We start from the raw sequence: 13,887 nt of genomic DNA, 5'->3' as shown, positions 1-13,887 counted from the left end.
TTGAAGTCTATGCGTATTTTCGGATTTGCCGCCCTCGCAGCGGCCGCCTTCGCGGTTCCCGCCCAGGCTGCCGACCTTGCCACGATCGATTGCGTGATCGGCAAGCTCAAGCCCGCGCTCACCGCCCAGATCGCCAAGGATGTCACCCGCAACATGGGCGAGCCGTCGCCGCGGCCCACCTATGATCCCGCGATCGGCAGCGGCATCTCGATCGCCGCCAAGGAATGCGCCGACGAGAATAAATGGTCCGAAGCGGCGCTAGAGGCGGCGCGGGTCTACACGCTCGCCAAGCTCGGTCAGCCGATCGCCGAGCAGGCGGTCACCGCGCAGGGCTTCGACACCGCCGAACTCGAGAGCCAGTTTGACGCGCTGCCCGAAGACGCGCGCAATCGTCCGCTCACCACCACCGAGATGCAGGGCCTGGTGATCGCCTCGGTCACCGACGAGGCGAAGCAGACTCGCGCCAATGCGATGCTCCTCAACAAGTATTTTCTGTTCCTGAGCACCGTGCGCTACAGCGCCTGGCAATTCTCGGCAGCGTAACCTTGCGCGCCCGTGCGCGCACCCTCTTGCAACGGCACCATGTGCGATCTAGGTGCGTTCCAACGAATTGAGCCCCTAGCTACAAAGGAAAACAGGGACCATGGCCAACCAGGAAGAGATCACCACCCGCGTGACCGCGCTTGTCGTCGACCATCTCGGTGTCGATGCCAACGACGTTACGTTGACGGCGAGCTTCATCGATGATCTGGGCGCGGACAGCCTCGACATCGTCGAGCTGGTGATGGCGTTCGAGGAAGAATTCGGCGTCGAGATCCCCGACGATGCAGCGGAGAAGATCACCACCGTCGGCGACGCAGTGACCTACATCTCCGAGCACAAGGAGGGCTGATCGCCTCCGGGCGATCGCGCCCTTATGGGCCGAGCGTGAATCAGCGGCTCCCCGTCCCGGGCTCGAAAAGAGTTGGGCGGGGAGCCGTTTTGTTTTTGGCCGCGAAAACCTTGATTTATCAAGGGCTTCGTGTGCAGCTTTAGAAGTTGGACGGAGAAGACGGATGCGTCGTGTAGTCGTAACCGGCCTTGGCCTCGTCACCCCGCTGGGTGCGGATGTCGAGACTGCCTGGAAGAACATCATCGCAGCCAAGTCGGGTGCGGGCACGATCACGCGCTTCGACGCGACCGACTTCCAGAGCAACTATGCCTGCGAAGTGAAGGGTCCGGAGCATGAATATGGCTTCGATCCCGGCAAGCGCGTCGACCACAAGGTCCAGCGCCAGGTCGATCCGTTCATTATCTACGGCATCGATGCCGCCGGCCAGGCGATCGAGGATGCCGGGCTGCTCAACATGGACGAGGCGACCCGCTTCCGCGCCGGCTGCTCGATCGGCTCGGGCATCGGCGGCCTGCCGGGCATCGAGAGCGAATCGCTCGTGCTCGCCGAAAAGGGCCCGAAGCGCGTCAGCCCGCACTTCGTCCATGGCCGCCTGATCAACCTGATCTCGGGCCAGGTCAGCATCAAATACGGCCTGATGGGCCCGAACCACGCCGTGGTCACCGCCTGCTCGACCGGCGCGCATTCGATCGGCGACGCCGCGCGGATGATCGCGATGGACGATGCCGACATCATGCTCGCCGGCGGCGCCGAGAGCACGGTCTGCCCGATCGGCATCGCCGGCTTCGGCCAGGCTCGCGCGCTCTCCACCGGCTTCCGCGACGAGCCGTGGCGCGCCAGCCGCCCCTGGGACCAGGACCGTGACGGCTTCGTCATGGGCGAGGGCGCCGGCGTGGTCGTGCTCGAGGAATATGAGCATGCCAAGGCGCGCGGCGCGAAGATCTATGCCGAAGTCGTCGGCTATGGCCTGTCGGGCGACGCCTATCACGTGACCGCGCCGCATCCCGAGGGCTCGGGCGCGTTCCGCTCGATGCAGATGGCGGTGAAGAAGTCGGGCCTCGACCTGTCGGACATCGACTATATCAACGCGCACGGCACCTCGACGCCGCTCGGCGACGAGCTCGAGCTTGGCGCGGTGCGTCGTCTTTTCGGTGACGCCATCAGTGGCTTGTCGATGAGCTCGACCAAGTCGGCGATCGGCCACCTGCTCGGCGGCGCCGGCGCGGTGGAAAGCATCTTCTGCATCCTGGCGCTGCGCGACCAGATCGTGCCGCCGACGCTCAACCTCGACAATCCGAGCGAGAATTGCGCAGGCGTCGATCTCGTCCCGCACAAGGCCAAGGAGCGCAAGGTCAAGGCCGTGCTGAACAACTCGTTCGGCTTTGGCGGCACCAATGCCAGCCTGGTGATGAAGGCTGTCTGAGGACACGCCCGCGCCGGCAACGGCCGCAAGCTCCGCCCGGCCGCGCAAGCGGCGGCTGGGCGGCTGCGCGCTGCTCGTCGGCATCCTGGTGCTGGTGGCGCTCGTCATGGGCGTGCTCCAGCTCTGGGGCGGGGCAGGGCCGGCGCGCCAGAACCTGACCGTGATGATCCCCGAGGGCGCCAGCCTCTCGAGGGCTGCGACCGAGCTCGAAAAGGCCGGCGCGATCGGATCGGCGCGCCAGTTCCTCGTCCTCGCCAAGGTCTTCGGCAGCAAGGACGCGATCAAGGCAGGCGAATATCGCGTGCCGGCACATCTCAGCCAGTTCGACATCCTCAAGATGATGCAGGGGGGGCGCACCCTCCAGCGCTTCGTCACCATCCCCGAGGGCACGCCCTCGATCGTGGTCTACGAGACGCTGATGAAGGCGCCGCAACTCACCGGCGAGATCGAGGTGCCCGTCGAGGGCACCGTGCTGCCCGACAGCTATGCCTATAATCGCGGCGACACCCGCCAGGGCGTGCTCGATCGCATGCAGAAGGCGATGGCCAATTATCTCGCCAAGGCCTGGGAAGCGCGCAAGCCCGGCATCGCGGTCGGCGATCCGCGCGACGCGCTGACGCTCGCTTCGATCGTCGAGAAGGAAACCGGCAAGCCCGAAGAGCGCCGCACGGTCGCCGCCGTCTATGGCAACCGCCTCAAGCAGAACATGCCGCTCCAGGCCGACCCGACCTTCATCTACCCGATCACCAAGGGCAAGCCGCTCGGCCGCCGCCCTTTGCTCTCCGAAGTGCACGCGAAGAACGCCTACAATACCTATGAGATGACCGGCCTGCCCGCTGGCCCGATCACCAACCCGGGCCGCGCCAGCATCGACGCGGTGCTCGATCCGGCGAGCTCGTCGGCGCTCTATTTCGTCGCGGACGGCACCGGCGGCCACGTATTCGCCGACACGCTCGAGCAGCACAACGCCAACGTGCAGAAATGGTACGCGATTCGCCGGGCGCGCGGGGAGATGTGATCCACTTTCCCTCTCCCCTTGTGGGAGGGAAGGGGCCGCCGCTGAAGGCGGTGGGAAGGGTGAGGGCGAGTGATGTCCGACGACCCTCACCCTTCCGCCGATTGTGTCGGCTCCCTCCCTCTCCCAAAGGGAGAGAGATCAAGTTCAAGCGAACCCTTCGCCCGGTCCCATTCCCAGCTTCCCGTGATGGTGGATCGCGATTCCGTTGAGGAAGCTGTTGGCGATCATCCGCGCCCGCTCATGGACATGCGCGGCGGCATCCCCGCCGCCAATCTCGGCCAGCGTCGCCGCAAATAGGTCGAGCCAGCGTGCGAACATGGCCTTGTCGAGCCCGGGGATGGCGAGGTGTAGGGGCATCGGCCGGCCGAGATACTCGCCGCTGCTGAACAGGATCGAGCGCCAGAACCGCTTCATCTGCGCCAGATGCGGCGTCCAGTCGGTGATCCGCGCGGCGAAGACCGGGCCCAGCACCGGATCGGCCTGGATCCGGCCATAGAAGCGATCGACCAGCGCGGAAACGAACGCGTCGTCGATCCCCATCTCGGCCGCCGCGCGCCTTTTCTCGTCGCGCATCGCGGTGGCATGGGGGGAGGGCGTGCCGGTCTTGTCCATCGCAGCTATCTGGGGACGGGTACCGGCAAAGGAAATGGGACATTCGGTCCCAGCATCTATAGCCGTCACGCCGGCGAAAGCCGGGGCCTCAGGCGATCATCCTCTCGACCGCCTCAGCCAGCAGCGGACGCCATCCCCGATATGCCCCTTCCGCCCAGCGCCGCATCTCCGCCGCGTGATCGGCGGCATTGAGGTCGGCGAGAGTCACCTCCCAGATCGGCGCAGGTCCGGGCAGCGCCGGAAAGTCCTGCCCCGCCAGCCGCTGCAGCAATCCGGTCGCCGCGTCGAGCGCATAGCCGTGCGCGAACACCGCGTGGAGCGCGGCGAAGTGCAGCCACACCGATCGCACCGCGCGCGGATCGTCCGCATTGCCCGGATGCTGGATCGCATAGGCATCGACGGTCAGCCGGTGGCAGGCCGCGAACAGCGCCGGATCGGCATATTCGCGCGCCAGCACTTCGCCATAGGCCGCCCAGCAGCCGGGAGACGACAGCATATAGGGATGGGTAGGGCCGGCGATGTCGGGGAAGCGGCCGCCGCACCCGCAGCAGGCAGTCTCGCTCATCGCGGTAGCGACGCCGCTTCCCGCGCCAGCGCCTCGACCTGTTCGTAGCTCGCGCCCTTGGGCGTGACCCACGACCCGCCGACGCACAGGATCGGATCGAACGCCAGCCACTCGGGCGCGGTCGCCGCCGAGATGCCGCCGGTCGGGCAGAACTTGCACTGGTAGAAGGGCGCGGCGAGCGCCTTGAGCGCCTTCAGGCCGCCCGAGGTCTCGGCCGGGAAGAACTTGAAGTGGGTCAGCCCTAGGTCGAGCCCGCGCATGATGTCGCCGGCATTGGCGATGCCGGGCAGGTACGGCACGCCGCTGCGCGAGATCGCGTCGCCCAGGCGATCGGTCAGGCCTGGCGAGACGATGAACTCGGCATCGGATTTCATCACCTGCTCGAACTGGTCGGTGTTGACCACCGTGCCCGCGCCGACGATCGCGCCCTCGACCTTCTTCATCTCGGCGATCGCTTCGAGCGCCGCGCCGGTGCGCAGCGTCACTTCGAGCACGCGCAGCCCGCCCTTGACCAGCGCCTCGGCCAGCGGGCGCGCCGTGGCGGCGTCTTCGATCACGAGCACCGGGATCACCGGCGCGGTCTGCATGATGGCTTCGATATTCAAAGTGCGTGCTCCTGCGCGAACGCCGCGGCGGCACCGTACAGGCCCGGCTGCGGGTGCGTGATGAGCTTCACCGGAATGGAAGACATCAGGCCCTGGAACCGGCCCTTGGCGACGAACCGCTGGCCGAAGCCCGACTGCAACAGATGGTCCTTCAAGCGCAACCCCAGACCGCCGGCAATTACGACGCCGCTGGGGCCGTGGCTCAGCGCCAGGTCGCCCGCGACCGCGCCCAGGCTCAGGCAGAAGCGGTCGAGCGCGGCCACCGCCAGCTCGTCCTTGCCCTCCAGCGCGAGGCCCCAGATCGCCTTGTCGTCGAGCCGGCTGACCGGCTTGCCCTCGAGCTCGGCCAGCGTCTCGTAGAGCGAGACGATCGCGGGGCCGGCCACCACGCGCTCCTTGGAGACGCGGTTGTAGATCTTGCGCAGCCGCTTCACGAGCGCGTCCTCGATCGGGTCGAGCGGCGCGAAGTCGCTGTGCCCGCCCTCGGTCGCGATCACGTCATAGCCGGCGCGGTGGCGGAACACCTGCGCGACCCCCAGCCCGGTGCCGGGCCCGCACACCGTGATCGATCCCTTATCGGGCAGCGCCTGATCGGGGCCGCACAGATGGAGGAAATGCTCGTCGCCCATCTGCGCGACGGCGTGGCCGATCGCCTCGAAGTCGTTGACCACGGTCCAGGTATCGGCGCCGAGCCGCTCGGGGATCAGCGCGGGGCGGATGATCCAGGGATTGTTGGTCAGCTTGATGATGTCGCCGCCCACCGGTGATGCCACCGCCAGCGCCGCCGCCTTGGGCAGCGGCCGGCCGAGTTCCTCGCCATAGGCCTGCCAGGCGAGCTGGAGGCTGGGATGCTCGGCGACCTTCTGCGTGATCGGCTCGCTGATCGAGACGACGCGGCCGTCCGCCACTTCGGCAACGGCAAAGCGGGCATGCGTCCCGCCGATATCGACCGCGACGACTTCCATGCCCTCTCCTCACGCCTCTCCACGCGCCGCCTTGGGTATGGCAGCGTTGTCGGCGCCCTTCTCTGCGGAAGCGGCGCGGAAGTAAAGCGGCATCGGCAAATCACCCGCAAAGCCTTTTGCGCCGCGTCAAATCGCAGCGGCAGCGCCGGGCGTACCGGGGCCTCCTCAACCAAGGAGATCCCATCATGCGCCGCGCTTTCCCGATCGCTCTGGCACTCGCCGCCGGCATCGCCATGCCCGCCTACGCACAGGACGAGACCGGCATCGCGGCCGGCAACGTCCTCGTCCGCCTGCGCGGCATCCTGGTCTCGCCCACCGAGAAGGCCGGCCCGATCACACCGGGCGTGCCCAGCGGCTCGGTCAAGGTCGATGACGGCTACATGCCCGAAGTCGACTTCACCTACATGGCGACCGACCATATCGGCGCCGAGCTGATCGTCTCGACCACCAAGCACAATATCCAGGGCACCGGCGCGATCGCCGGGCTCGGCAAGGTCGCCGATACCTGGGCGCTGCCGCCGACGCTGACGCTGCAATATCACTTCGCCCCGAAAAGCCATGTCCGGCCCTATGTCGGCGCCGGCGTCAACTACACGATCTTCCATTCGAGCGACGCCAGCGATTCGCTCGACGCCGCGCTCGGCGCCACCAAGGTCAAGCTAAGCGACAGCTTCGGCTATGCGCTCCAGGCCGGCGTCGATGCCGACATCACCAAGAAGGTCTTCGTGAACCTGGACGTCAAGTTCATCGACATCGACACGACCGCGCGCCTGACCACCGGCGCCGCGGTCAACAAGGTTAATGTCAGCCTCGATCCGTTCGTGTTCGGGGCAGGCGTGGGCTTCCGCTTCTAGGGGAGCGGGGGAGGTGGGCGGTGGCAGGCCCAGCCGCCGCCCATTTTCTCTTACAGCCCCGCTTCCGCCAGCATCGCCGAGCCGCCCTTTTCGGCCTCGTCGCAGTGGTTGCGCAGCATCGCGAACAGTTCGCGACCGGTGCCGATCGCCGGCGGCGGGGTTTCGGCTTGCTCGCGCGCGTCCCATTCGGCCGGATCGACCAGCGCGGTCAGCACGCCTTCCTCGGCGCACACCCGCACCACATCGCCGTCGCGCAGCTTGCCGATCGGCCCGCCGCCCAGCGCCTCGGGGCTGAGGTGGATCGCGCACGGCACCTTGCCGCTCGCGCCCGACATCCGCCCGTCGGTCACCAGCGCGACCTTGAAGCCGCGGTTCTGCAGCACGCCGAGCGGCGGGGTCAGCTTGTGCAGCTCGGGCATGCCATTGGCCTTGGGCCCCTGGAAGCGCACTACCACCACCACGTCGCGGTCGAGCTCGCCCGCCTTGAACGCTTCCTGCACGCTCGCCTGGTCCTGGAACACGCGGCACGGCGCCTCGATCGTCCAGCGCTCGCGCTCGACGGCGCTCACCTTGATGCAGGCGCGCCCCAGATTGCCCTTGAGGATGCGGAAGCCGCCCTCGGGGGAGAAGGGGTTGGCGGCCGTGCGCACGATGCTGTCGTCGCCGCTGGTCTCGGGGTGCTCACGCCACACCAGCGCATCGCCGTCCATCGTGGGCTTGCGGCCATAATCGGCCATGCCGCCCTTGCCGACGGTCAGCACGTCGCCATGCATCAGCCCGGCACCGAGCAGCTCGCGGATCACGAAGCTCGGGCCGCCGGCGTCCTCGAAGCCGTTCACATCGGCCGAGCCATTGGGATAGACGCGCGTCAGCAGCGGCACGGCGCGCGAGAGCCGGTCGAAATCGTCCCAGTCGATCGTGATCCCCGCCGCCCGCGCGAACGCCGGCACATGGATCAGATGGTTGGTCGAGCCGCCGGTCGCGAGCAGCACGATCGCGGCGTTCACGATCGCCTTCTCGTCGACGATGTGCCCGATCGGGCGATAGTCCTCGCCGTTCCAGCCGATGTCCGCCAGCCGGTGGACGGCAGCGCGGGTCAGCTCCTGGCGCAGCTTGGTGCCCGGATTGGCGAAGGCCGCGCCCGGCATGTGCAGGCCCATCGCCTCCATCATCATCTGGTTCGAGTTGGCGGTGCCGTAGAAGGTGCAGGTGCCCTTCGAATGATAGGCCGCGATCTCGGCATCGAGCAACTCGTCGCGGCTTACCTTGCCCTCGGCGTAGAGCTCGCGGATCTTGGCCTTTTCCTTGTTGGCCAGGCCCGATCGCATCGGCCCGCCCGGGATCAGCACCATCGGCAGGTGGCCGAAGCGCAGCGCGCCCATCAGTAGCCCGGGCACGATCTTGTCGCAGATACCGAGCAGCGCCGCGCCCTCGAAGGTGCGGTGGGAGAGGGCGACCGCGGTGCTCAGCGCGATCGTATCGCGGCTGAACAGCGACAGCTCCATGCCCTGATAGCCCTGGGTGACGCCGTCGCACATCGCCGGCACGCCGCCGGCCACCTGCGCGGTCGCGCCGGCCTCGTGCGCCCAGATCTTCATCTGCTCGGGATAGCGATAATAGACCGCGTGCGCCGACAGCATGTCGTTGTACGCCGTCACGATCCCGATGTTCATCTTGCGCCCGGCCTTGAGGTCGTCGCGCTGCTCGTCGGTGCCGGCATAGGCATGGGCGAGGTTGGCGCAGCCGAGCTTGGGCCGGTCGTTGCCCGAGGCGCGCTCGGCCTCGACCAGCGCCAGATAGGCGCGGCGCTTCGCCTTGGAGCGCTCGATGATGCGGTCGGTGACGGCGGCGATTTCGGGATGCAGGGTCATACAGTCATTCCATTTGGGTTACCTGCTCCCCGGCGAAAGCCGGGGCCCAGGGTTTCTCTGCCGGATCGCTTGTGACCCTGGGCCCCGGCTTTCGCCGGGGAGCAGCGAGGGGCGGCTCACGCCGCCCAGTGAATATCCACCGGCAGCTCGACATCGGCGAGCACGCGCCCAACCGGGTAGGACGAGGACGCGCCCTGTTCGATCGCCGCTTCCAGCACTTCCTTCTTGGTGTCGCCGGTGATCGCGATCATCAGCGCGCGCGCCGTGGTGATCGCCGCGCGCGACAGCGTGACGCGGGCGACCGGGGCCTCGGGCGGCAGCGGATCGGGCATCACGCCCAGCGCGCGGCGCTCCTTGGGGCCGTTCAGCGCCTCGTCGAAATCGGGGCCGGGGAAGATCGAGGCGCAATGCCCGTCGCCGCCCACACCGAGCAGGCACAGGTCGAGCGGCCAGTGCACGTCCTGGAGCAGCGCGTCCGCCGAGCGGCCCGCGGCCTTGTAGTCGGGCGCCTTGTCGCTGACGAGCGGGATCACCCGCGCGCCCTTGGGAATGAAGATCTTGCCGATCGCGGTGACGTTCGACAGCGGATCGCCCAGCGGCACGATGCGGTCGTCGCCGGGGATGATCGTCACGCGCTTCCAGTCGATCTTGGCCTTGGCCAGCTTCTCATAGATCGGCAGCGGGGTCTTGCCTCCGGCCAGCGCGATCACCGCGGCGCCGCGCGCATCGATCGCGCTCTCGATGATGAAGCCGATATCCCCCGCGACGGCCTCGGCCATCTCGTCGGCATCGTCATAGTCCCACCATTCGATTTCGGTCGTCATGTTCTTTCCTTGCGTTTCAGGTGGGTATTCAGGGTTCAAAATTCATCGTCATGTTGATCTGCTCGACGATTATCCCGCGCGAAATATCCCATATTCGTCATCCCCGCGAAGGCGGGGATCCAGAGTCACGAAGGGCGTCGCTCTGTTACCCAGGGTCTCTGCCTTCGCGGGGACGACGCTTGAGTTCGAGCTGCTCCCTGCAATTTCATTCGTTCCACGTCACCCCGTCGCGCTCGGTCAGCGCGATCGCGGCGCTCGGGCCCCAGCCGCCCGACGCATAGGGCTTGGGCTTCATGCCGCTGGCCTTCCAGCCTTCGCGGATCGCATCGATCCATTGCCACTGCGCCTCCACTTCGTCGCGGCGGACGAACAGCGTGGGGTCACCCTCGATCAGGTCGAGGAACAGCCGCTCATAGGCTATGCGCCGCCGCGTGCCGGCGAACTCGTGCTCGAGGCTCAGGTTGAGCGGCACTTCCTTCAGGCGGATGCCCTCGCGGTCGAGCCCGGGCTGCTTCGCCATCACGCGCAGCTGGATATATTCCTCGGGCTGCAGGCGGATCACCAGCGTGTTGGGCTGCAGCGTGCCGCCGCGGTCGGCGAAGATCGAGTGCGGCACCGGCTTGAACTGGATCACGATCTCGCTGCGCCGCTCGGCCAGGCGCTTGCCGGTGCGTAGGTAGAAGGGCACGCCGTGCCAGCGCCAATTGTCGACATGCGCCTTGATCGCGACGAAGGTCTCGGTGTCCGAGCTCTTCTCCAGGTCGGTGTCGTAGGAGCGCACGATCTCGCCCTTCACCGCGCCGCCGCCATATTGGCCGGTCACGGTCAGGTTGGGCACGTCGGCGCCCTGGATCGGGCGGAGCGAGCGCAGCACCTTCACCTTCTCGTCGCGGATGGCGGTGCCGTTGAAGCGAGCGGGGGGCTCCATCGCGATCAGTGCGAGCAGCTGGAGCATGTGGTTCTGCACCATGTCGCGCAGCGCGCCGACATCGTCATAGTAGCCTGCGCGGCCTTCGAGCCCGACCGTCTCGGAGACGGTGATCTGCACGTGATCGATGCCCTGCGCGTTCCACACCGGCTCGAACAGCGAATTGCCGAAGCGCAGCGCCAGGATGTTCTGCACCGTCTCCTTGCCGAGATAGTGGTCGATCCGGAAGGTGCGGTCCTCGGGAAAGGCCTCGGCGACGATGTCGTTGACGACCTTGCTCGAGGCGAGGTCAAAGCCCAGCGGCTTTTCCAGCCCGATGCGGACATTGTCGCCGGTCAGCCCCGCTGATTCGAGGCCCTTGATCGTCGGCCCGAATAGCGAAGGCGCGGTCGACAGGAAGATCGCCAGCCCGTTCGAGATGTCGCCCAGCTTCTCGGCCAGCGCCGCGAAGCCGTCGGTCTTCGACGCGTCGAGCGGCTGGTAGAAGAGCCGGTCGAGAAATCCTCCGACAGCGCTGTCATCCTTGCGGTCGGCAGGAAGGAAATGGTCGAGCGCTTCGCGGGCGAATTCGCGGAACCCTGCATCGTCGTGATCGGAGCGCGCGGTGCCGGTAATCGTGAGGCCCTCGGGCAGCAGCCCGTCGGCGTGGAGGCCGTAAAGCGAGGGGAGCAGCATCCGCTGGGAAAGGTCGCCGGTGGCGCCGAACAACAGCAATTTGCCCGCGGGCTGGCTCATGGATCGCCTCTCTTTTTCGTTTCGCGCCCCGGAGACACCAACGCGCGGGAAAGATCAAGGCTGGTGGCAAAGGTTACCGGCGGTAACCGGTGGCAGTTGCAAGCGCGGTGCCGGGAGGAAGAAGGTGGTTCACGCGGAGACGCGAAGAGGTTGGCATGCGCGGGTAGCGCATGTGCCGCGTTCAGCGGCTGGAAACACGGTAAGCTCTGAAGGGGGGAGGCCGCTGGCGCGGCGCGAGACACCTCCGCGTCTTCGCGCCTACGCGCGAAAAATATCTTCTTCATCGCCTTGTCTGCGGCGAACAAAAAGGCCGGGCACCCGGCCCGGCCTCTTCGAATCTCCAGGCAAGCAACCCTACAGCACCAGCCCCGCAGTCTGCTCGAACCCCGCCATGATGTTGAGGTTCTGCACCGCGGCACCCGCCGCGCCCTTGCCGAGATTGTCGAGCGTCGCCACCAGCCGCGCCTGGCCGGTCTCGGCATTCCCGAACACCCGGAGCGACAGCCGGTCGGTGCCCGCATCTTCCTCGATCGTCACCGCGGTTACGTCGTTCGGCAGCACCCGCACGATCGGCGAATCCTTGTAGGCCTCGCGCAGCGCGTTCTCGATCGCTTCCAGCGACGGCCGCCGGGTGAAGGCGTGGAGGGGCAGGGGCACCTCGACCAGCATGCCGCGATAGGTGCGTGCCACTGCCGGCTGGAAGATCGGCGGATGCACGATGCGCGCGTGCTTGGTCATCTCGGGCACATGCTTGTGCGCTAGGCCCAGCCCGTAGTTGCGGAACGCCGTCTCGGTATGGTCCGGCGACTTGGCGTCCTCGAAGTCGGCGATCATGCCCTTGCCGCCGCCCGAATAGCCCGAGACCGCGTTGACGGTAAGCGGATGGTCGAGCGGGACCAGCCCGGCGCGAATCAGCGGGCGGACCAGCGCCAGGAAGCCGGTGGGGTAGCAGCCCGGGTTGGAGACGCGCGCCGCCTCGGCGATCTGCGCGGCCTGGCCGGGCTCGAGCTCGGGAAAGCCATAGGTCCAGCCATCGGCGACGCGGTGCGCGCTCGAGGCGTCGATCACGCGGACCTTGCTGGCCTTGATCATGTCGACCGCTTCGCGCGCCGCCTCGTCGGGCAGGCACAGGATCACGAAGTCCGCCGAATTGAGCGCGTCCTCGCGCTTGGCCGGGTCCTTGCGGTCCTTGTCGTCCAGGATGAGCTGCTCGATCCCCGCGCGGCCTTCCAGCCGCTCGCGGATCTCCAGGCCGGTGGTGCCGACGGCGCCGTCGATGAACACGCGAATCGTCATGCCGCGGGCCGTTCGAGCACCGATGCCGGCACATAGCCGACCAGCTTCTGCCCCGGGGCGACGCCCCAGGCATGGTCGCCGGCGAGCTCGAGCACTTCGAAGGTGTCGCCGCCCGAAAGCTGGGTCAGCACGTCCGAATCGGGCTTGGGTCCGGCGTGAAGCGACACTGCGGAGGCGATGATGCGGGCCATAGGCGCAGCATAATGGGGCGCGAAGACGCGATCCGCCAGACGGATGTCGGCGAGATCGCGACGAACTGCATCGACCCTCGGATCGATCGGAACCGAATGACCCTTAAGCGCGAAACGCTTACGCGCTGGCCCTGCGGGCGACTGGCTCGGCGATGTGCCCCCCAGTGAGGAAATGCCCGAATTCTGCAAGAAAATCTGCCCCTTCCGCGGTCTTGGCGACGAAGATGTTCCGCTTGTCGGTATCGTCGCGCTGGCGGCGCAGATAGCCGAGCGTGCCTAGTCTGTTCAAGGCACGTGTGACTACGGGCTTCGAGACGTTCAAAGCCCGGGCAAGTCCGCGTACGGTATGGGGGCCGGGATCCAGATAGACGAGCATGAGCAGCGCCATTTGCCTGTTGGTCAGGTCCGGTTCGCCCGATCGCACATAGTCGATCAGCGTATTCTTCCACGAAGAAAGCGAGCTGTCGGTCATTGCGTTCACGGCATATACTCTGTTGTTACGCCCGCGATACGCCGGGGCACAGGTCATAACGCGCATGCGACGATCCGGTTTCAGTGCGGATGCGAAATGTTACATTCTCGTTGAGCATGTGCGACGGGAAGTGGCGTGCAGGCGGTTGATCGCGCGGGCCGGCTCCCCTATGTGCCGCCTTTCTTCAAGAGGTCCGCGCTTTTCATGTTCACCTTCCTGCTCATCATCCAGGCTTTCATCGCTGCGGGTCTCGTCGGCGTGATCCTCGTGCAGAAGTCGGAGGGCGGCGGCCTCACTTCGAGCGGCAGCCCCTCGGGGCTGATGTCGGCGCGCAGCGCGGCCGACTTCCTGACGCGCACCACCGCGATCCTCGCCACGGCGTTCATCGCGATGTCGATCGTGCTTGCCTTCCTCGCCGCGAATCACCGCGGCACGGCGATCGACGCCTCGCTCCAGCGCGCCGCTCCGGCTGCGGCGCCCCAGGCGATGCCGACCACGGCGCCTCCGGGCGGCGCGGTGCCCTTCGCGCCCGCCAACAGCACGGCCCCGGCGGGTACGGCGCCGGCCGCGCAGGGCAACAGCGCGGTCCCGCTCGCCCAATAATCGCTCGCCAGTAATTTCGCCGACCCGGGCAGA

The 13,887-nt window shown here is 67.1% G+C and carries 16 protein-coding genes; 6 read left to right on the top strand and 10 right to left on the bottom strand.

From position 1 onward, the window contains the following. The first annotated feature begins 9 nt into the window (after positions 1-9). The 4 genes from ABLE38_RS19010 to mltG all read left to right on the top strand — a co-directional run bounded on the left by ABLE38_RS19010 (position 10) and on the right by mltG (position 3,333). Positions 10-543 (top strand): hypothetical protein, encoded by a 534-nt coding sequence (locus tag ABLE38_RS19010; RefSeq protein ID WP_348975804.1) that lies wholly within the window; start codon positions 10-12, stop codon positions 541-543. Positions 544-643: 100 nt separating this feature from the next. Continuing rightward, a complete protein-coding gene (locus tag ABLE38_RS19005; protein WP_348975803.1) occupies positions 644-892 on the top strand; it encodes an acyl carrier protein in 249 nt (82 codons plus the stop codon). Positions 893-1,055: 163 nt separating this feature from the next. Further along, positions 1,056-2,315 carry a beta-ketoacyl-ACP synthase II gene (gene fabF, locus ABLE38_RS19000; protein ID WP_348975802.1) on the top strand — a complete coding sequence of 420 codons (1,260 nt, stop codon included), beginning with the start codon at positions 1,056-1,058 and terminating at the stop codon, positions 2,313-2,315. 106 nt (positions 2,316-2,421) lie between these two features. Then, positions 2,422-3,333: an endolytic transglycosylase MltG gene (mltG, locus tag ABLE38_RS18995; RefSeq protein WP_348975860.1), complete on the top strand. Its 912-nt coding sequence runs from the start codon at positions 2,422-2,424 to the stop codon at positions 3,331-3,333. A 144-nt stretch (positions 3,334-3,477) separates the two neighbouring features. Here the strand turns inward: mltG and ABLE38_RS18990 are convergent, their stop codons facing one another. The 4 genes from ABLE38_RS18990 to glk all read right to left on the bottom strand — a co-directional run bounded on the left by ABLE38_RS18990 (position 3,478) and on the right by glk (position 6,080). Next, entirely contained in the window at positions 3,478-3,945 is a 468-nt protein-coding gene (locus tag ABLE38_RS18990; protein WP_348975801.1) for a group III truncated hemoglobin, read from the bottom strand. Positions 3,946-4,033: 88 nt separating this feature from the next. After that, positions 4,034-4,510, bottom strand: coding sequence for a DUF5946 family protein (locus ABLE38_RS18985; RefSeq protein WP_348975800.1), 477 nt, complete (start codon positions 4,508-4,510; stop codon positions 4,034-4,036). Further along, the gene (gene eda / locus ABLE38_RS18980; RefSeq protein WP_348975859.1) at positions 4,507-5,097 is read right to left on the bottom strand and encodes a bifunctional 4-hydroxy-2-oxoglutarate aldolase/2-dehydro-3-deoxy-phosphogluconate aldolase; all 591 of its coding nucleotides are present in this window, start codon (positions 5,095-5,097) and stop codon (positions 4,507-4,509) included. The genes ABLE38_RS18985 and eda overlap by 4 nt, the downstream gene beginning before the upstream one ends. A 14-nt stretch (positions 5,098-5,111) precedes the next feature. After that, entirely contained in the window at positions 5,112-6,080 is a 969-nt protein-coding gene (gene glk / locus ABLE38_RS18975; protein ID WP_348975799.1) for a glucokinase, read from the bottom strand. A 185-nt stretch (positions 6,081-6,265) separates the two neighbouring features. Between glk and ABLE38_RS18970 the strand changes: the two genes are divergently transcribed. After that, the gene (locus ABLE38_RS18970; protein ID WP_348975798.1) at positions 6,266-6,934 is read left to right on the top strand and encodes an OmpW family outer membrane protein; all 669 of its coding nucleotides are present in this window, start codon (positions 6,266-6,268) and stop codon (positions 6,932-6,934) included. A 50-nt stretch (positions 6,935-6,984) separates the two neighbouring features. Here the strand turns inward: ABLE38_RS18970 and edd are convergent, their stop codons facing one another. The 6 genes from edd to ABLE38_RS18940 form a co-directional block, all read right to left on the bottom strand. Further along, positions 6,985-8,805, bottom strand: coding sequence for a phosphogluconate dehydratase (edd, locus tag ABLE38_RS18965; RefSeq protein WP_348975797.1), 1,821 nt, complete (start codon positions 8,803-8,805; stop codon positions 6,985-6,987). A 116-nt stretch (positions 8,806-8,921) separates the two neighbouring features. Next, entirely contained in the window at positions 8,922-9,629 is a 708-nt protein-coding gene (pgl, locus tag ABLE38_RS18960; protein WP_348975796.1) for a 6-phosphogluconolactonase, read from the bottom strand. Positions 9,630-9,834: 205 nt separating this feature from the next. Next, positions 9,835-11,292, bottom strand: a complete 1,458-nt coding sequence (gene zwf, locus ABLE38_RS18955; RefSeq protein WP_348975795.1) for a glucose-6-phosphate dehydrogenase — start codon at positions 11,290-11,292, stop codon at positions 9,835-9,837. Between the two features lie 354 nt (positions 11,293-11,646). Next, complete coding sequence (gene argC, locus ABLE38_RS18950) at positions 11,647-12,588, bottom strand: N-acetyl-gamma-glutamyl-phosphate reductase (RefSeq protein ID WP_348975794.1); 942 nt, start codon at positions 12,586-12,588, stop codon at positions 11,647-11,649. Then, complete coding sequence (locus ABLE38_RS18945; RefSeq protein ID WP_348975793.1) at positions 12,585-12,779, bottom strand: SH3 domain-containing protein; 195 nt, start codon at positions 12,777-12,779, stop codon at positions 12,585-12,587. Before ABLE38_RS18945 ends, argC begins: the two co-directional genes overlap by 4 nt. A 118-nt stretch (positions 12,780-12,897) precedes the next feature. Continuing rightward, the gene (locus tag ABLE38_RS18940) at positions 12,898-13,251 is read right to left on the bottom strand and encodes a MarR family transcriptional regulator (protein ID WP_348975792.1); all 354 of its coding nucleotides are present in this window, start codon (positions 13,249-13,251) and stop codon (positions 12,898-12,900) included. 204 nt (positions 13,252-13,455) lie between these two features. Here ABLE38_RS18940 and secG point away from each other — a divergent pair, with 204 nt between their 5' ends. Then, the gene (secG, locus tag ABLE38_RS18935) at positions 13,456-13,854 is read left to right on the top strand and encodes a preprotein translocase subunit SecG (protein ID WP_348975791.1); all 399 of its coding nucleotides are present in this window, start codon (positions 13,456-13,458) and stop codon (positions 13,852-13,854) included. The last annotated feature ends 33 nt before the right edge of the window (positions 13,855-13,887 follow it).

This window comes from Sphingomonas sp. KR3-1 (assembly GCF_040049295.1).
Classification (GTDB): domain Bacteria; phylum Pseudomonadota; class Alphaproteobacteria; order Sphingomonadales; family Sphingomonadaceae; genus Sphingomonas.
The sequence above is the reverse complement of the archived record's forward strand: the minus strand, read 5'-3'. Positions and strand labels throughout refer to the sequence as shown.